Annotated in this window: 16 protein-coding genes; 5 read left to right on the forward strand and 11 right to left on the reverse strand. The window is 32.7% G+C overall.

Annotated elements, in window-relative coordinates; all coding sequences use genetic code 11:
- Nucleotides 1-4 precede the first annotated feature (4 nt).
- The 4 genes from ACM55K_RS01145 to ACM55K_RS01160 all read left to right on the forward strand — a co-directional run bounded on the left by ACM55K_RS01145 (nucleotide 5) and on the right by ACM55K_RS01160 (nucleotide 3,734).
- Nucleotides 5-745: a ribonuclease III family protein gene (locus ACM55K_RS01145; RefSeq protein ID WP_416848391.1), complete on the forward strand. Its 741-nt coding sequence runs from the start codon at nucleotides 5-7 to the stop codon at nucleotides 743-745.
- A 113-nt stretch (nucleotides 746-858) separates the two neighbouring features.
- Nucleotides 859-1,347 carry an IPExxxVDY family protein gene (locus tag ACM55K_RS01150; RefSeq protein ID WP_416848392.1) on the forward strand — a complete coding sequence of 163 codons (489 nt, stop codon included), beginning with the start codon at nucleotides 859-861 and terminating at the stop codon, nucleotides 1,345-1,347.
- 5 nt (nucleotides 1,348-1,352) lie between these two features.
- Nucleotides 1,353-2,783 (forward strand): pyruvate kinase, encoded by a 1,431-nt coding sequence (gene pyk / locus ACM55K_RS01155; RefSeq protein ID WP_416848393.1) that lies wholly within the window; start codon nucleotides 1,353-1,355, stop codon nucleotides 2,781-2,783.
- Between the two features lie 180 nt (nucleotides 2,784-2,963).
- Nucleotides 2,964-3,734, forward strand: a complete 771-nt coding sequence (locus ACM55K_RS01160) for a Bax inhibitor-1/YccA family protein (protein ID WP_416848394.1) — start codon at nucleotides 2,964-2,966, stop codon at nucleotides 3,732-3,734.
- A gap of 62 nt (nucleotides 3,735-3,796) precedes the next feature.
- On the opposite strand, the gene ACM55K_RS01165 is transcribed toward ACM55K_RS01160, so the two are convergent.
- The 3 genes from ACM55K_RS01165 to ACM55K_RS01175 all read right to left on the reverse strand — a co-directional run bounded on the left by ACM55K_RS01165 (nucleotide 3,797) and on the right by ACM55K_RS01175 (nucleotide 7,631).
- A complete protein-coding gene (locus ACM55K_RS01165) occupies nucleotides 3,797-4,312 on the reverse strand; it encodes a PAS domain-containing protein (RefSeq protein ID WP_416848395.1) in 516 nt (171 codons plus the stop codon).
- 95 nt (nucleotides 4,313-4,407) lie between these two features.
- The gene (gene dinB, locus ACM55K_RS01170; RefSeq protein ID WP_416848396.1) at nucleotides 4,408-5,490 is read right to left on the reverse strand and encodes a DNA polymerase IV; all 1,083 of its coding nucleotides are present in this window, start codon (nucleotides 5,488-5,490) and stop codon (nucleotides 4,408-4,410) included.
- Nucleotides 5,491-5,549: 59 nt separating this feature from the next.
- Complete coding sequence (locus ACM55K_RS01175; protein ID WP_416848397.1) at nucleotides 5,550-7,631, reverse strand: recombinase; 2,082 nt, start codon at nucleotides 7,629-7,631, stop codon at nucleotides 5,550-5,552.
- A 418-nt stretch (nucleotides 7,632-8,049) separates the two neighbouring features.
- Between ACM55K_RS01175 and ACM55K_RS01180 the strand changes: the two genes are divergently transcribed.
- Complete coding sequence (locus tag ACM55K_RS01180) at nucleotides 8,050-8,517, forward strand: CYTH domain-containing protein (protein WP_416848398.1); 468 nt, start codon at nucleotides 8,050-8,052, stop codon at nucleotides 8,515-8,517.
- 1 nt (nucleotide 8,518) lies between these two features.
- On the opposite strand, the gene ACM55K_RS01185 is transcribed toward ACM55K_RS01180, so the two are convergent.
- The 8 genes from ACM55K_RS01185 to hppD all read right to left on the reverse strand — a co-directional run bounded on the left by ACM55K_RS01185 (nucleotide 8,519) and on the right by hppD (nucleotide 19,497).
- Entirely contained in the window at nucleotides 8,519-9,001 is a 483-nt protein-coding gene (locus ACM55K_RS01185) for a septal ring lytic transglycosylase RlpA family protein (protein ID WP_416848399.1), read from the reverse strand.
- 81 nt (nucleotides 9,002-9,082) lie between these two features.
- Nucleotides 9,083-9,505: a hypothetical protein gene (locus tag ACM55K_RS01190; protein WP_416848400.1), complete on the reverse strand. Its 423-nt coding sequence runs from the start codon at nucleotides 9,503-9,505 to the stop codon at nucleotides 9,083-9,085.
- A 97-nt stretch (nucleotides 9,506-9,602) separates the two neighbouring features.
- Nucleotides 9,603-12,917, reverse strand: a complete 3,315-nt coding sequence (locus tag ACM55K_RS01195; protein ID WP_416848401.1) for a TonB-dependent receptor — start codon at nucleotides 12,915-12,917, stop codon at nucleotides 9,603-9,605.
- Between the two features lie 369 nt (nucleotides 12,918-13,286).
- Nucleotides 13,287-14,930 carry a glucose-6-phosphate isomerase gene (pgi, locus tag ACM55K_RS01200; RefSeq protein WP_416848402.1) on the reverse strand — a complete coding sequence of 548 codons (1,644 nt, stop codon included), beginning with the start codon at nucleotides 14,928-14,930 and terminating at the stop codon, nucleotides 13,287-13,289.
- A gap of 165 nt (nucleotides 14,931-15,095) precedes the next feature.
- Complete coding sequence (locus ACM55K_RS01205; protein WP_416848403.1) at nucleotides 15,096-16,316, reverse strand: M23 family metallopeptidase; 1,221 nt, start codon at nucleotides 16,314-16,316, stop codon at nucleotides 15,096-15,098.
- Between the two features lie 27 nt (nucleotides 16,317-16,343).
- Entirely contained in the window at nucleotides 16,344-17,273 is a 930-nt protein-coding gene (locus ACM55K_RS01210) for a tryptophan 2,3-dioxygenase family protein (protein ID WP_416848404.1), read from the reverse strand.
- Nucleotides 17,263-18,045: a DUF3108 domain-containing protein gene (locus ACM55K_RS01215; RefSeq protein ID WP_416848405.1), complete on the reverse strand. Its 783-nt coding sequence runs from the start codon at nucleotides 18,043-18,045 to the stop codon at nucleotides 17,263-17,265. The genes ACM55K_RS01210 and ACM55K_RS01215 overlap by 11 nt, the downstream gene beginning before the upstream one ends.
- A 291-nt stretch (nucleotides 18,046-18,336) precedes the next feature.
- A complete protein-coding gene (gene hppD / locus ACM55K_RS01220) occupies nucleotides 18,337-19,497 on the reverse strand; it encodes a 4-hydroxyphenylpyruvate dioxygenase (protein ID WP_416848406.1) in 1,161 nt (386 codons plus the stop codon).
- Between the last annotated feature and the right edge of the window lie 136 nt (nucleotides 19,498-19,633).

Below are 19,633 nucleotides of genomic sequence, written 5' to 3' on the forward strand. Positions count from 1 at the left end.
TTATATGCGTATAATTAGAAAAATATTTTCGAAATCCCGTTCTCCAGAAGACGGGATTTTTTTTGATTCTATCCAGAAAATTTTAGGCTTCGCTCCAATCAATTTAGATTTTTATAAAAAAGCCTTTACGCACCGTTCCTCAAATCGACTTGACGTTTTAGGAAATCCTATCAACTACGAACGATTAGAATTCTTAGGTGATGCTATGCTAAGCTCTGTGATTGCAGCTCATTTATTCAGCAAAGCGCCAGCTGGAGACGAAGGTTATCTGACTAAAATGCGTTCAAAAATTGTAAGCAGAGAACACTTGAACGAATTAGGAAAGGATTTAAATCTGGTTCAATATATAGAAAGCAAAGTGCCATTACAACATTTTGGCGAAAACATACACGGTAATATCTTCGAATCGCTAGTTGGAGCAATCTATTTGGACAGAGGATATGTCTACTGCGAAAAATTCATTCAGAAAAGAGTTATCGTTCCCTATGTAGATATTGCCAGACTGGAAGGAAAAGTAATCAGCTACAAAAGCTTAATTATAGAATGGTGTCAAAAAGAGAAAAAAATATTTCATTATGATATTTTTGAGGACAATGCAATAGATGGACAGCGCTTGTTTGGGGTTAAACTCAGCATCGATGATAAAGTAATTGCAAAAGCAAGAGCAACATCTAAAAAGAAGGCAGAAGAAAAAGCATCCCAACGCGCTTATTTTGCATTTCAAGAAAAAATGGAGAGAAAATAACATCATTTTCCTAAACCTATAACGTTTTCGTTGATAATTTAACAAAAACATCCTATTTAGATAGGTTAGAACTTCGATAGAAATACTATATTTACAACTTATTTTTTCATGAAATGGCTATTCATAAACTGGATCTTGGAGAATTTGACGAAATAGATTACTATCTAATTGCTATTCACACTTCATTAGAAGACTATAGATTGGCTTTTTTTATTAATCAATTATTGCCAATAAATCTAAGCAAAAGCAAGAATGAAATTCAGATTAATATAGAAGAGGGGGAAACAAATTTTTCAAGATTCTATTATTATGATAATGAAAAAGCAATCACTTGGAATTTGATTCAAAATAAAAATGAGGTTCTTCAATATAAAAAAGGAATTAACCAAAATTTATTTTCAAATGTTACAATGGAAGTGGCAACAAAAGTCTTTTTACTTCCTGAGTTTAAAAAAGTAGATTATTTCTTAAAAATAGAGAATATTGAAGATACAACGAGCGTATCAACAATACAGACTATATTAAACAAAATCGATAACATATCTACACTTTATACCGTAGATATAAATCAAATCAAATCAAAAAACAATTTAATTTTTTAATACCAATGCTTACAAACAAAAAAACTAAAATTGTAGCCACACTTGGGCCTGCATGTAGTACAAGAGAAATCATAAAAGACATGATTGACGCAGGTGTAAATGTTTTTAGAGTGAATTTTTCACATGCTGACTACGAAGATGTAAAAGAAAAAATAAATCTGATACGAGGCCTAAATGAAGAGTTTGGCTACACAACTGCAATCCTTGGAGATTTACAAGGACCTAAACTTCGTGTAGGAGTTATGGAAGAAGGGGTTATTGTACATGATGGAGACTTAATTACATTTACTACAGCCGAAGATATCCTTGGAACTGCAAAAAAAGTATTCATGAAATACCAAAATTTTCCTAATGATGTAAATCCAGGGGAAAGAATTTTGCTAGATGATGGAAAACTTATTTTCGAAATCGTTGAAACTGATAAGAAATCAGAAGTTATAGCAAGAGTAATTCAAGGTGGTGAATTGAAATCTAAAAAAGGAGTAAATCTACCAAACACAAAAATATCTCTTCCTGCAATGACAGAGAAAGATATTGCTGATGCTATTTTTGCTATTGGGCAAAATGTGGATTGGATCGCATTATCATTTGTAAAAACACCAAGAGATTTACAAGACTTACAAGAATTAATTGCTGAACATTCAGATTATAAAATTCCAATTATTGCCAAAATAGAAATGCCAGAAGCATTAGAAAATATTGACAAAATTGTTGCCTATTGCGATGCCTTGATGGTTGCTCGTGGAGATTTAGGAGTTGAACTTCCTGCACATGAGGTGCCTTTAGTTCAAAAAGAATTAATTCGCAGAGCTAAAACAGCTCGTATCCCAGTTATTGTTGCTACACAAATGATGGAAACAATGATCACTAGCCTTACGCCAACACGTGCAGAGGTGAATGACGTTGCAAACTCAGTTATGGATGGTGCAGATGCTGTAATGCTTTCTGGAGAAACTGCTACTGGAAATTATCCAGTTCAAGTAATCCAAAAAATGACTCAAATCATTGAGGCAGTTGAGGATTCTCCGCTTATTCAGGTACCACAAAACACACCACAGATAAAAACAAAACGTTTTATTACAAAAACGATTTGTCATCACGCTGCAACTATGGCTAATGTTATCAAAGCAAAAGCTATCTGTACCTTGACTAATAGTGGTTATACTGCTTTCCAAATTTCGGCTTGGAGACCAAATTCACATATTTTAGTTTTTACGTCTAATAAAAGAATCCTTACACAACTGAATTTATTATGGGGTGTGAAATCTTTTTTCTATGAAAAAACAGTAAGTACTGATGATACAGTAACTGACATTAACGAAATCGTAAAACAAAAAGGTTTTGTACAAAAAGGAGATTTCCTTATCAATTTAGCAGCAATGCCGATAAAAGAGAAAGGAATGGTAAATACCTTGAGAGTTTCTGAAATAGAATAGTTTTAAGTTCTTCGAATATATTAAATCCGTCCGGTTAACAAACTGGACGGATTTTTTTTGTTTAATTTTTGAAAAATAAACAAAACATATCTATTTTTCATTCGAAAAAAATTAAGAACAATTAAACATTCTTCTGCAAAATAAAATTTATATTTGAGGAAATAAAAAATCGCAATCACTATGAGTTTCAATTCGAAAAATCCATTTTTAAATAATAAATCTTTTTCGTCAGCGGTATCCAGAAAAGACGAAGTACACCGAGCAACTCTAATTGATTACAATCAAGAAATGACTTTGTCAGGGACAATCAACAAGAGTCTAATTCTATTTTTACTTCTTACGGCTTCAGCCATGATAATTTGGTGGTTAGCTTTTAATGGTATGAATCCAATGGTTCCGGCAATTGGCGGTGCTATTGTAGGACTTATTCTTGTCGTGATTTCAGCTTTCAAACCACAATATTCTCCGTATTTAGCTCCTGGATATGCCTTATTCGAAGGATTATTCATTGGTGGAATTTCGGCAATATTTGAAGCCATGTATCCCGGGATTGTAATTCAGGCCGTTGGGGCAACTTTTGTAACGTTCATGGTTTGCTTAGGATTGTATAAATATAAAATCGTAAAAGTAACAGAACAGTTCAAATCCGTTGTTGTGGCAGCTACACTTGCCATTGCGACCTATTATCTGATATCTTGGTTATTTTCTATGTTTACCAGCTTTGTACCTGTTCATTATGGCAACTCGATGATGAGCATTGGAATCAGTGTTTTTGTGATAGTTATTGCTGCTTTAAATCTATTTTTGGATTTTGACCGAATAGAAAAAGGAGTGGAACAAAAAATGCCAAAATTCATGGAATGGTATGGCGCCATGGGATTAATGATTACACTGGTTTGGTTGTATATAGAATTTTTAAGATTGTTATCTAAATTGAACAGTAAAAACTAAGCCTATTGTAAGATATTTCAATAATGAGAAAACCTTTCTAATTTTAGAGAGGTTTTTTCGTTTTATGCTGCTTTCTCAAAAGCTATGTAGTGGCTTAACTGTCCTTTCAAGTTAAAAATAGGAAATCCTTTTATCAAACAAGTATACCTCTCTCCATTCTTTTTATAATTCAATACCGTTTTTTCAAAAGGTTCGTGAAGCTCTATTGCTTTCCGGATTTCATTCGAAGTAACCAAGCTAGTCTCCTTACCTTGAAACATCTTAGGACTTTTACCCAAAACTTCTGCTGGCTCATAGCCACTCATTTTTACTATATTATGCGAAGCAAAAACAATAGTCAGTTTAACATCCGTTACAATTATTACTTCCTCTTTGAGTCTTGTTTTTAAATCCAATTTGTCACAATCCCATTTATTTTGAACAGCAAATGAGTTGAGTTTATCTAAATCCCGAAAGGAATTCTTTAGTTCCTGTAAAAATTCATGATGGAAATCCCAAGAAAAAACGGGGGTTTTTTTTACGTTCAAGCCACTGTGATACTTCGCAATAGCTCCATCATATTCTTGAAAATTACTCATGATATTTTGTATTAAAAAACCAAATGTAATTTTATTTAGAAAAACAAAACTATAAATTTTAGACTTTAACCATTGTTGAACGTGTCCATTATTAATTAAAAATCAAATTTTAACTGCACTACAACAAATCTCTTCTCTTCGGTATTTAAATTACTTAAAGAAATTCCAAGTAATCGTACGGAATCTTTCATCCGTTCTTGATACAATAGTTCTTTTACGACTTCTACGATCAATGCTTTATCAGAAATAAAATAAGGCAATGTTTTGCTTCGGGTTTGTTGTGTAAAATCACTGTACTTTATTTTTAAAGTGACTGTTTTTCCTGCAATATTGTATTTTTTCAACCTTCTTTCTAATGCACTGGCAATAGTTTCAAGCTGTTCTAACATGTAAATTTCAGAAGAGAGATTAACATCAAAAGTATGTTCTGCTGCAACTGATTTTGTAATTCGATTTGATTTTACTTCACTATTATGAATCCCTCTCACGACATGATAATAGAAACTTCCCGATTTTCCGAAATGTTTCTCCAAAAACTCTAATGACTTACTTTTTAATTCTACTCCGGTAAAAATTCCCAGTTGGTACATTTTTTCGGTGGTGACTTTTCCAACCCCATGAAATTTCCGAATGGGTAATTCTTCCAGAAATAAAATAACTTCATCAGGATTGACCGTTTTTTGTCCGTTGGGTTTATTATAATCGCTGGCAATTTTAGCCACAAACTTATTGACTGATATTCCAGCAGAAGCCGTTAAACCTACTTCATTGAAAATACGCTGTCTTATTTCCTGTGCCAATAAAGTAGCACTAGGATTCCCTTTTTTGTTGTTGGTTACATCTAGATAGGCCTCATCAAGTGACAATGGCTCCACCAAATCCGTATAGTCATGAAAAATTTTGTGAATCTTAGTTGAAATCTCTTTGTATCTATCAAATCGTGGCCTTACAAAAATGAGTTCGGGGCAGTTTTTCTTGGCCATGATTCCACTTATTGCACTACGAACACCAAATTTTCTAGCCTCATAACTCGCCGCTGCTACTACACCACGATTTTCAGAACCGCCTACAGCAATAGGCTTTCCTCGTAACAATGGATTGTCCATCTGCTCCACCGAAGCATAAAAGGCATCCATGTCAACATGTATGATTTTTCTATTTGGAATTAATTCCTGCATAATATTCAACTAATTGTCTACCCAACCCTATTTCCCGAATGGTTTACTACATCCCAAAATTATTTTTGTTCTTCAGTACTTAAATAATTTTCTACTACTATCGATTTGTTTTTCTTTTCGGTAGGAAAGAAAAAACTGAATGGACGTGATTTGAAATGATTCCAAATGGAAATCGTGACAAATCGCAACTCAAATAATGAAATGGCTCTCGAACGAAATGCCAGACCTAATGAAAGACTGAAACTTACCATAAAGTTAACTAAACCCATAATACCAATTCCAAAAATACCCCAAAATAACATTGAGTCACTCACAACATAATTTGCTCCGTATAATGCTAAAGCCAGATTTCCGCTACCAAAAGTAATATGTCGTATATCCAGATTTAACCCTAAAAACAAACCAATTGACGCAGTACTTCCCATGAATATACCAAACCAAAAATTGGAAACAATTCCTGCCCATCTTTTTTCGTATAATTTCGCTAATTTCAACGTCCTGTCTTTTCCTAAACTTCTTTTCAGCAAAGGATGTTCCGTTATCCTGAAAAAAACCTGATTGTGTTTGTCTCTATTGGCTATACTTCCTGAAATGATTCCAGACAAAAATAAAAACACACCAGCAATAGCAGCATGAAGAATCGCTAACGAATGAATAGGACTCAAATCAATGAGTAATGATTCCCATTTAGTCGCAGTGATATTATAATGCAACATATAATCAATCAGCCAAACACCAAGTAACGAAACCGGAAATGCCATAATCACATTTCCTACAAATGCTATAAACTGAGAGCGAAAAACGCGTGCAAAAAGAATAGCAAAAGCTCTATATTTTTCGGCATCTTTACCTTGTTTTATTACTCCTTCCTCCAACGCTTTTATCAAAGCCGAAGCAGTCATGGCGGGTTGTTTTGTAGCCAATGTAAAACCCAACAAATAAATCGCAATAAATCCAAAAGCATAGTTCATGCTATAAAGAAAAGCATGTCCAAAAAAACTCGTATCAGCTTTAGAAAGCAAGACTTTAATTACACACATTATTCCAACAATGAATCCTCCACCAAGTGCTGTCCGGAACATTTTAAAATACTCCTTTCGGCTTTCCGTAATATAATGTTCTCCTGTTTTAGCCGTATGTTGCGTTATTTCATAAGAAATCAGTTGGGTACTTTCACTAATAAATTTTCGAACATTATTTTTGTAACAATTGTATTTAATTAAGTGCAACGCCAATGCTATTCCGTTACTCTTTTTATCGTTCTCTTTATCTACAATCAATAACGGAATTAAAAATTTCAACCGTTCTAATTGCTGCCTAATTTTTAATAAATTCTGGTTCACCCGAAGTGAAATTCCATATTTTGAAGTGTTATGAAATGCTTTATCAACAAATTCTTCACATTGCTTATGCAGAACCAATAGTTGCGCATACGATAAATCATTCGACTTGATAAAATGCTTTTCAGAACTTTTAATTTTGTCTTCAATTTGAAATAATTCCTTTTCAAAAGCCGAAAAAGGACTTTCATAATCATCAAATTCCGGCACCATTTTGATAACATCCGTTTCCATGGCACGACCACTAATTCTCTGTGTAATTAAGTGCATTCCAAATAACAATTCTGACAAAACCGAATTGAGTTCCGTGCTTTCATAAATAGATTTGAATTTTAAAAGACCATACAATTCTTCTAATTGTTGTGATGGTATTTTATTTATCCAAATCGTGTCATCGTCCCGATAAAAAACCTGATTGAGAATATATTCTAATGTATCCTTTTGTGGCTGATAAGGCAAAAATTTAGAGAAAATTCTTTTTTTGACTTCAAAAATAAAATCTACATCTTGTAAAATAGCCGCATCCGAAAGAATCTTATTGAATTTTTTATCTTTTAAAATCTCTTTGATGTAAATGGAGAACTGTTTTCGAATAGCATAATTATCCTTTAAAAAAGAAATGATTTCTTGCAGATCAATACTTTCTAAGTTTTTAGTTTTCAAAGGTCGAATTAACCGAATTAACTCCACTAAAGGTTCTAAATTATCTTCCTTCTCATGCCAAGACTGACTTTCATCAAAAAAATTAGTTAATAATCCAGCTGGAGTTGATTTGGGTTTTACTTTGAAAAATAATTTCATTATTTGGTTCAATTTTGGTAAAAATACAAATTGACCCACCAACTTTCATTAAGTTAATCATAAATAAATGATTATAGAAGTACTTTCAAAAACTTAATATTGAACGTAAAATTCGGTTGAAATCTAAAGCTACGTCCTTAAACATCGTTGATTGTTAAAAAAAAACAAATTGGCATAAGCAATTGCGAAACCTTCCTAAAAGATATAAATTAACTGTAGTGAAAATATTTGATATCTTTGAGGTATGAGATTAGCCCAGATAAAAGTGGAAATCTTCGATTGAAAAAACTATTTTTTCTTTTAAAAAAGAGTGGCCCAGAAGCTCCTTTTTTTAAAATAGAAAAAAAGTTTTATGATTGAGAAATTGAAACGGATAGCTGGAAATTGCTACAAATACTTAAATAAACTCAACGAGAAAATGATTGAAATAGAAAGAAAATTTTTGGTTCAAGGCAATTCGTTCAAGGCAACCGCTTTCGCTGAAAATCATATTGCACAAGGCTATTTAAGTTCGGTTCCGGAACGTACCGTTCGTGTTCGCATAAAAGGAGAGAAAGGATTTTTGACTATAAAAGGGATTTCAAATGAATCAGGATTATCCCGTTTTGAGTGGGAAAAGGAAATTCCTGTTGAAGAAGCTAAAGCATTACTCCTTTTATGTGAAAAAGGCGTTATAGATAAAACCCGATTTGAAGTCAGATCGGGCAATCACGTTTATGAAATTGATGTGTTTTACGGTGACAATGAAGGATTGATTATTGCTGAGATTGAACTAGGCTCTGAAACGGAGACTTTTGAAAAACCTAGCTGGTTAGGTGAGGAAGTGACCAATGACAAACGGTATTACAATTCCTATTTAAGCAATAATCCATACAAAAATTGGTGATTTAATTATTCAATACGGCTATTGTCACCTTCATGCCTCCATCATCTTTACGTGACGCAATATCCTTAAAAGCTCGTTTTGACAAGTCAATTTCTCTTGACCTGACAAATGGGCCTCTATCAGTAATTTCCACAATTACTGATTTACCATTAGCTTCATTTGTTACTTTTACTTTTGTCCCAAAAGGTAATTTTTTGTGTGCTGCAGTATATTTATTATTATCAAATTTTCTACCACTTGTAGTTCTTCTTCCATTAAATTTATCCGCATAATAGGATGCATGCGCTTCTTTTTTATAAATTTTAAACTTCCCTAACGAAGTGATTAAAGAATCTAATTTATCATCTTGCTGTTCAACTGCTATTTTAGCCTTTTTGAGAGAGTCTCTTTGAATTGTAGCTTTTTGTTTATCTGAGATTGAACTTTGACTGCTAACTAAGCCAATGATTGCCAGCAAAAAAAATAATGTTATTGATTTTTTCATTTATACCTTTTTAGTTAAATCTATTTTACAAAAACCATACCCAGATAAAAAAAGCTCTATTTCTAGAGCTTTAATTGATTTTTAAAACCACATTTTCCATGGAATTCTACTTAGAATAAGCAATAATCCTAGACTATAAAAAATAGAAAAGGTTTTGAATTTTGACTCGCTAGTAGTTAATTTTTTATGTTTTGACCATCCTATTGTAATCAAAGTAATTGCAATAATATTTATTAACGGATGTTCCAATGACGTTAAACGCAACGCTTTATCTGACATTTGTCCTAACGAAGCAAACCCTAATGGTGAAACAAAATATAAAATTAAACCAATCAATAATTGTGTGTGAGTTCCTATAAGACCAAATAATGCTATTTTTCTATCTTTTGAAGTAAATTCTTTTTTAGAAGACATTCCTATAAAAGAATTAACAACTGCAACCACTAATAATAAAAGCGCTAAATAAGCCCAACCAGAATGAAATTTTTGAATAAATTCGTACATAAATTGTGTTTTTGTTTTTAACAAATATAATAAAAAAAGGCATAAAAAAACCACGCTTTAATACGTGGTTTTGATTTTTTGATATTTTTTTCAGGTATTATTTACCAAAAATATATCTAAGTGTAAATTGTGCTTGCCAAACATCAAAAGTTGAAGCGTTTTTCTGGAAAGTATCTTTAATTAAAGTTTTCGTTCCTGCAGCATCTGTTTGTGTAGCTAATTGGAAAAAAGGCACATTAGCAGTAGTCGTTCTATAACTTAAAACATTCCCGTTTGTTGCTGTAATTCTTTGAGTCACTCCCCAATCTCTGTTTAATAAGTTAGTAAAGTTTAATACATCAGCTCTAAATTGAAAGCTATTCTTTTTACCTGCAATTTTAATGAAAAAATCTTGAGTTACAGATAAATCTAATCTATGTAACATTGGCAAAACACCACCATTTCTTACTGTGTATTGACCTCTTCTTGAAGAAAGATAAGAATCTTGTTTGATGTAAGCTTCATACGCTTGTTGTTGTTGTGCTTCATTATAATTTGTTACAACATTTGCTCCATTTACAACATTTGTAACAGCTAAAGTTTGAAAACGGATTTCATTTGCGTTATTTGGAACATACATTAGGTCATTTCCATTAACTTGATCTCCATTCATATCACCTCCGTAAGCATAAGAAAATGGTCCAGCTTGTTCCCCAATATACCCAAGATTAACTGAAGTTGCAGCACCTATATTATTACCATATTCGATTTTATAACCTAATATACCAACAATTCTATGTGGTGTATTGTTAGTTGATAGTGCCAAAGGTAAATCGTTATTACCATTGATTGATCTCGCTCCAGTCCAAGAACCTGCAGCAATAGAACCTGCAGATAATAAATCATTAGCACTTGAATGCGTATAAGCTACCGAACCCCAAAGTCCTTTTTTGTAAGGATACTCTAATTTAAATGTTGTTGAGTAAAAATATCCTTTATCAGTATTCGTTAATACAACAGCACTAGAAACATTGTCATTCACACGAACTCCATTATCAGTACGGGCAAATCTAGGTCTTGTATCCGGCCCGATGAAATTTCCAACTGGAACATCAAAATTAGCATTGTAATAATGAATAGCGTTAATATTTTGTTGGAAGATACCTTCGATAGTTCCAACGAAACCAAAAGGAAGTTTTTGATCAACTGCTAAATTTGTCTTCCAAACTTGTGGAAATTTAAATTTTTTAGCTGTAAACGCTAATTCAAATGTAGCAGGAAGTGTTGGCGTTGCAGGAATAAAATAATCGTTAGGATTTGGAGTAAAACCATATCCACCTGTTCCAACTGCTGCACCACTAACATCCACAAAACCTGTAAGAACTCCGTTGTTACCGATAGCATTAGATAAAAATACTGATGGCGCTCTTCCTGTGAACACACCACTACCTCCACGTAATTGTGTTGTAGCATCTCCATTTACATCTAAATTAAAACCTACTCTAGGTTCAAATAAATATTGTGTATTTGGCATTTCTCCAGTATTGAACTTTTCACCATTTGCAAAAGTCATTGCAGTAACTTTTGTGTTTTCAAGTGCAGTATCAGCAAACCAAACTGCTGAAGCACGAAGACCTAATGTAACTCTTAATTTATCACTTACTTTAATTTCGTCTTGAGTGTACAAGTCTAATTTATTTGATTTCAAAATCTGTAAAGGTTCTACTGCACCTGCTAAAGCAGAATATCTAAATTGTAAACGAGCCGGTAATGCTGTAGTCGATGGAGCACCACCAGTATTAGCAGATTGATTAGCCGCAGCATAAAAATCACTTAATGAGTTAAAGACATATACTCCATTTGAACCCGAGAAAAATAAGTTACTTGATTTAAAATACTCAAAATTAGCCCCAAACAACAAAGAATGATTTCCTATTGTTTTCGTCAAATTATCAGTAAAGTGTAATGTAGAATAACTAAGTTTATTTCCTTGTGTAAATGGGTCCAAACCTGCAGAAATAAAAGTAGCTGCTCCATTTTTTATATCAATAGTAGGAAATAAACCACCACCTTGTAAACTTCTATCTTCAATTTGTTTATCATAACCTCCGATGAAGTTATTGTACCATGAATTACTTAATTTACTGTTCAGTTCTACTACAACAGATCTTGTGTTATCCAATATTACATAACCACTGTTTTGGAACGACATAGCAAGTGCACTAGTTCTTCTGTTACCAAATCCTAACGAATTTGAGTTAGAAGTCAACTCGTCAGAATTTGAGTTGTGAAAAACATAACGAGCAGTAAGTTTATGATTGTCATTTATATTCCAGTCGATTCTGGCAAGAAATTTTTTAGAAACTTTTGCAGCATCATAATTCTCCCAAGGTCCTGTTGTATAATTAAATTTGTCTTTCAAAAAAGTTGAAAGCGTTTGCATTTCAGCAAATGTAGGTAATGAAACCTGAGCGCTTGGCTGTGGTGAACCCGTAGAAGTCCAAGTTGTGGCTGGGCTTGTATTTTCTATTGTTTCAAAATTTCCAAAAAAGAACAATTTATCTTTAATAATTGGTGCGCCAATTCTTGCTCCCCAAATTTTTTCATTAAATTTTCCTGGTACAATTACTGCATTTCCAGCTTTAGTTCCTATGAAATCTTTCTTGTTGCTTCTAAAGGAATTATAAACAGAACCTTCAATTTCATTTGTTCCACTTTTAGTTACTGCATTGATTCCAGAACCTAAAAACCCAGATTGACGTACATCATAAGGTGCAATATTAACCTGTAATTGTTCAATTGCGTCTAAAGATATCGCTGTTGAACCCGTTCTACCTCCTGCTTGTGAATCACTTCCAAGACCAAATCCATTATTAAATACAGATCCATCAATAGTAAAATTATTCAATCGTGAATCCTGACCTCCAAAAGTACCATTACTTCCAGCGTTAGCATTATATTTTGTAATTGCGTTTATTGAACGTGCTCCTGTAACAGGAACAGCCACTAACTCTCTATTAGAAAATTGTTGAGAAGCTCCAGTTCTTCCTTTATTGAAAGTTCCTTTTGATTTTGTAGAAACTACTACAACTTCGCTTAAAACATTTGACTCTTCATCAACAACAATATTTATTGTTATATTATTACCTAAAGGTGCATTAATCTCAGTAATTTCAGTTGTTTTGTAACCAACATAAGTAACTTTTACAGTGTATGGACCTCCTGGTCTAATTCCTTGAACAGCATATCCGCCATTAGAACCAGTTGTTGAAAAATATTTTGTCCCAGTAGGTTTATGAACAACCTCAACTGAAGCGCCTGGTAGCGTTTCGCCAGTGCCTGATTTAACAGTACCAGACATTGCAGAACTAGTAACCTGCGAATGACCAACAGCTGATAAAAAAATAATCAAAATAAAAATAATTTTCTTCATTTTTGTTTTTTGTTTAATTTATTAATTTTTAGCAAAATTATAACATTTAAACCGCATACTGTTATGAAAACGTTAAGAAAATCCATCTAAATCACAATTTTTTGCTTTAAAGTGATTATTGCAACATAATTGTTAAAAAATAATTTAATTATTGTTTTTTAACAATTATATATATTCATCTGATAAAAATACTATAAAAACCAATTTGTTAAAAAATAGAAAACATTATCAAAAACTCACTATCACTGAATTACTTACATAAAAAAGCCCCGATTTTTTATAAAATCGGGGCTTTTTAGTATTTAAAAATTTAAAAACTAACCAGAGTCATTTTGAATCTTCCTAATTAGATCAAATTTAAAAACTGTTTTATTTATTCGAAAGAAAATGATTCAATAAAAATGCAGTTGAAGAATCGTGATTTTTTACTTTTTTAGTGTTAATCTCTTCTAAAATTGAGTTGGCTAATTGTTTTCCTAGTTCAACGCCCCATTGGTCATAACTAAATATATTCCAGATAATTCCTTGAACAAAAATCTTGTGCTCATATAATGCAATCAAAGAGCCTAACGTTCTTGGAGTCAATTTTTGTATTAAAATAGTATTTGTAGGTTTGTTCCCTGCAAAAACTTTAAACGGCAAAAGAAATGCAGCTTTATCAACAGCAAGACCTTGTTTATCGAATTCAGCTTGAACTTGTTCTTCCGTTTTCCCGTGTAACAATGCTTCGGTTTGTGCAAAAAAGTTAGACATCAATTTATCATGATGATCTTCATCTCCGTAAAGTGGTTTTATAAATCCAATAAAATCAGTAGGAATCAATTTAGTACCTTGGTGAATTAATTGAAAAAAAGCATGTTGTGAATTAGTTCCTGGCTCACCCCAAATAATAGTTCCGGTTTGATAATTTACCGGTTTTCCATCACGACCAACACTTTTTCCATTACTTTCCATAGTACCTTGTTGTAAATAAGGTGCTAATTTTTGCAAATATTGCGTGTAAGGAATTAAAGCTTCGCTTTCGGCTCCAAAGAAATTATTATACCAAACACTTAATAAAGCTAGAACAACCGGTACATTTTTATCAAAATCAGCAGTTTTGAAATGCTCGTCCATTTCATTGGCACCGCTTAATAATTCGTCAAAATTTTCAAAACCAACTGCAAGACTTATTGAAAGCCCCACTGCACTCCATAATGAAAAACGACCTCCAACCCAGTCCCACATAGGGAATACATTATCAGGATTAATACCAAATTCTGTTACTTTTGCAATATTAGTAGAAACTGCAACAAAATGTTTAGCAACATCTTCTTGTTTTGCTGATTGTAAAAACCATTTTCGGATTGTTTCAGAATTAGTTAATGTTTCCTGTGTTGTAAATGTTTTAGAAACAATAACAAAAAGCGTAGTTTCTGGATTTAGTTTTTTTATAATTTCATTTACATGGTCGCCGTCCACATTTGAAACAAAATGAACGTTTAAATGATTTTTGTAAAATTGTAATGCTTCAACTGCCATTGCAGGTCCTAAATCTGAACCACCAATACCGATGTTGACAATATCCGTAAACGGTTTTCCCGTAAAACCAGTTCTTTGTCCTGAAGTTACTTCGTTAGTAAATGCCTTTATTTTATTTTTTACTTCATAAATTTCAGGAACTACATTTTGTCCTTCTACATTTATGACAGCTGATTCTTTAGCTCTTAAAGCTGTATGAAGCACGGCTCTGTTTTCCGTTTGATTGATGATTCCACCGTCAAAATAGTCCGTAATAGCATTTTTAAGTCCTGCTTCTTCTGCCAACTCAAGTAATAATTCAAGTGTTTCTTGGTTGATTATATTTTTTGAGAAATCGATTAAAAAATCATTCCATTTCAAGTTGAATTTCTCTGTTCTTAAATCATCTGCTTGAAACAGCTCTTTCATGGAAGCTTTTTGCATTTCACTGTAATGCTGCTGAAGTTTCTTCCAAGCTACTGTTTCTGTTGGGTTTATTGTATTTAAAGCCATTTATATTTGGATTATCGTTTAGTTTAATTTTTGACAAAAATACTGAAATTAGTTTTAACGATAAATACCTTTACAATTATATAACAATTTAAGAAAAAATTGCCCTAATAGTGATGCTTTAAACGGAATAGAAAAGAACCATTATAATTTTAATAAATCAATTTGTTACAAATTAGCAACGCTATCTAATTGCCATTTTAAAGGAGTAATAACCTTTAAAAACTGCTCTTTATTTCTACCGCTCATTGGTTCACCAGTAGGCAATTTAAGCCGTAACGCATCTACCTGAACCCCGTTTTTCCAAAATCGATAACAAACATGAGGACCTGTTGCTAAACCAGTGCTTCCTACTCGACCTATTACCTGACCTTGATTGACATGCTGACCCCTTCGTACCAAAATCCTTGACATGTGTAAATATTGAGTGGAATAGGTTCCGTTGTGCTTTACTTTTACAAAATTCCCATTTCCTGCGGTAAAACCTGTCTGCTCTACATTTCCTGCAGCAGTAGTTGTAATTGGGGTTCCGTATGGCGCAGCATAATCGGTTCCTTTATGCGCTTTCCATCTTTGTTGTACTGGATGGAATCGATTAGTTGAAAAACGAGACGAAATTCTGCTAAATTTAATTGGTGTTTTAAGAAAGAAATTTTTCAATGTTTTCCCTTCCTCGTCGTAATATTCTATTTTATTGGAAGAAGGATTTTGAGCATAAGGAAATGCGTAAATTATTTTTCCTTTGTATTCAAAAAAAGCAGCTTTAAGACTATCTACTCCATCATAAACGGAGTCATTTATAAATCTTTCCGTAAAAGTAATAGCAAACCGATCTCCTTTTTTAAGTTTAAAAAAATCGATAGACCAAGCATAAATTTTAGATATTTTACTTGCCAAAGCACCTTCTACATTTGCATCTTCCAAAGTTTCAGACAAAGAACCCTTTAATAATCCCCCTATTGTACGGGTCTTAATAGTAATAGGTTTCGTTTTTTTATATACAACCACTGCCGTGTCACGCAAATCGACAACATAATAAGTCAATGCATCCGGCTGATAAATAAAAACCTGTAAATTATTTGTTTTGTTTTTTGATCTTAGTAGCGTATACGGTTTGTTTATCCTGATTGTTCTAACATCAAATGTATCCTTTACCTTTTTAATAATATCATATACTTTCCTATTACCAATATTTTGATTTTCGATAATTGTACCAAAAGTATCTCCTTTTTTTACCGTATCCTGAACCACATTAAAATCAGAATATCTAAACCCAAACTCCATTTTCTTAGCTGCTGGTTTTATAATTTCTGTTTCTAATACATCATTAGATTTATTACAAGAAACTAAAGAAAACAACACTATAATTGCTATTAATACTTGTTTCAAACTATATTATTTTTATTCTAATTAATTTTATTGCCCCCAATGTGCCAACTCATCAGCCGACCATAATTCAGGAAAAAATATCCTGCGTTGATATTTTGGATGCATGTATTTTTTCCAGTCACTTCCGCCTGTAGCTTCACCATTTCCTTTTCCGCTTTGATCTATATATTTTATGGCTACATTCAAATGTTGCATCACCCAAGTAATATTTACTGTATGGTCATAATGGCGCATCGCTTTTATTAAATCTGGATTTTTTTGATCTAAATTTGGAAGTTGCTTAAATTTTTTCCAAATATTTATGGTGTTATATTCCTCCATATGTTTCAAAAACATTCCTTTGTATTTTCTTTCAAATTCCTCGAGTAAAAATGATTTTTTACCGGTGTGATAATCTTTTCCGGCTGCTTGCCAATATAAATGCTCAAAAGCAAATTCCAAAGAAGTATTCCTGTCAATTGTATCTCTATAACGGTAATCGATAAGATTTATTAAATCCGTGGAACAAAATTCTATTAATCTGTATTGCGCACTTTGAAAACCACTTGCCGGAGTTAGGGTATTTCTAAATTTCATGTATTGATCTACATCCATTCCATCTTCCATAATACCGAAAGAAGTTGTCAACATATCAAAATAACGGCTGATTCTCATTAACCTTTCCGTGAAAAAATCAATTTTTATGTCCTGACAATATGAAATTTGATTCATTTCCCAAAGTATCATCTTAAATATTAATTCATTAACCTGATGATACATGATAAAAACCATTTCGTCGGGAAGAGTGGTTCTTTGAATCTGAAGGTTTAACAACGCATCGGTATGAATATAATCCCAATAAGTAATCGGCTTAGACCAAAGTAGTCCTTCTAAATGCGTCTCGGTTTTCTGGTTTATTGCTTCGAATTTAAGCTCAATTTCTTTTAAAATTCCTTCAGAATTATCATTATTGTCCATTATTATTTTTTATTTTAAACTGATTCTTCAATCCCCTAAATTCATCTAAATCTGCTTTGATTGAACCTACAGCCAGACTTGCTCTAATTCGCAAGGGTATTTTATTATCATCGTCCGAAATCCAAACGGTTAAACTTTCCTGTTCTTTAAAAACGCGACCTGATTGCACCAAGGGTCTAAAAACCATAGCTGAAACAACCCCAAATTTAGTTGTAATATCTTCACGACCTATAAATTTCATCTTAAATTTTGTAGCACCATCATCAAAAAACATATCAATAGCTACTGATTCTCCAGGCTTGATTTTATCAATACTTGGAAAATTTCTTAAATAGTAGAAAGTTGACAAAATGTCTTGCGCATTTTTTGGAATAACGATTGTCTTTTCGTTTTTATGTTTATAATCTTTTACAAGAATTCTATTTGTAGTTTGATTGAAAAAACCTTCTTGATTTTTAGTGTAGCCTCCTTCATTGATTTTTCTTACAAATCGATATGGATTTCCAGTTTCCTTATCAATATAACTTTCATATAGATCATCAACTTTAAAGAAAAAACGTGACATTCCGGTAGTGTATCCTTTACCAACAACATGAAAAGTTTTTTTATTATTTAAAATGGCATCTTTGACTTCAAGCGTCGCATATCCTGCATTCACTATACCGTAATGAATTCTAAATTTAAAGTACTCGCCCACATCATAAGCATCTTCTTTTTGAGAATCGAAACTTACGGTTGTTACAAATAGTATTAATAGTATTATTTTTTTCATTACTTTTTGTCAATTTATTGACTGTAATAGCAAATTTTGTTCCAAATATATTAAAACAAAAAAACTCAGTCAAATAATGACTGAGTTTTTATGCTATTAACTAACCAAAAAACTATAAATTATGAAATTTATATCAATATAGGAAGGAAACCACCCCTTCCAGTTTTGAGATTGCAAAGTTAATTAATAAAACTAGTTTTTAAAGCTTCTAAATAAAGTTTAACACAACATTTGCATAAAAACAGGCCATTCACTGATTATTTTTTAATACAACATAAAAATAACACACTTTTATAGCGTTCCTCGCAATTGTTGTTCTCGCTCAATTGATTCAAAAAGTGCTTTAAAATTACCCGCTCCAAAACCTTTGGCTCCCATTCTTTGTATGATTTCAAAAAACAACGTTGGTCGGTCCTGAACTGGCTTTGTGAAAATTTGTAATAAATACCCTTCCTCATCCGCATCGACCATAATAGCAAGTTTCTCTATCTCATTTAAATCTTCCTTCATCATTTTCATATGCGCTCCCAATCGCTCCGGAATTGCCTCATAATAGGTATGCGGAGGAGCTGACAAGAATTCTATTCCTCTTGCTTTCAACTGAGATACTGTTTTGATAATATCATCTGTTGCAATTGCGATATGCTGAATTCCGGGTCCGCCATAAAAGTCCAGATATTCCTCGATTTGTGATTTTTTCTTTCCTTCGGCAGGTTCGTTGATTGGAAATTTAATTCTTCCATTTCCATTGGACATTACTTTACTCATCAAGGCCGAATATTCGGTATTAATTTGTTTGTCATCAAAAGAAAGGAAATTCACAAATCCCATCACCTCTTCATAGAACTTAACCCAGGTATTCATTTCATTCCAACCTACATTACCTACCATGTGGTCAATGTATTTTAATCCTGTTGGTTCTGGATTGTAATCAGATTTCCATTCCTTATATCCAGGCAAGAAAACACCATTGTAATTTTTGCGTTCTACAAAAATATGCACGGTTTCTCCGTAGGTATAAATTCCGGAACGCACTACTTCTCCAAACTCATCTTTCTCAACTGTTGGCTCCATAAAAGAACGCGCACCACGCTTCATTGTTTCCTCGTAAGCACTAGTGGCATCTTCTACCCAAAGTGCAGCAACTTTTACCCCGTCTCCATGTTTTCTTAAATGTTCGTGTATGGGAGAATCTTGAGTCAACGGTGTAGTCAATACGATTCGGATTTTATCTTGTTTTAGCACATAAGACGTTCTGTCTCTTACTCCAGTTTCTAAGCCTGCATAAGCCAATGATTGGTAACCAAAAGCTGTTTTATAATAATGTGCGGATTGTTTTGCATTTCCTACGTAGAATTCTACATAATCGGTTCCTAATAAAGGAAGGAAATCTTGTGCTCCTTCAAATATTTTTTCTAGTCCGTATTCTACTGATTTTACTTCTTTTGACATGGTATTTATTTTTTGATTCGATAAATCTAATTTTGAAAAGCTGATGACGCTGATGCAATTGATTTACTCAGATTTTATTAATTTAAAAAGAGTTGTTATTTTACACTAAGGCCCTAGCCCTGATAGCAGTGAAAAT

Source organism: Flavobacterium arabinosi (assembly GCF_048158725.1).
In the GTDB taxonomy this organism is placed as follows: Bacteria; Bacteroidota; Bacteroidia; order Flavobacteriales; family Flavobacteriaceae; genus Flavobacterium; species Flavobacterium arabinosi.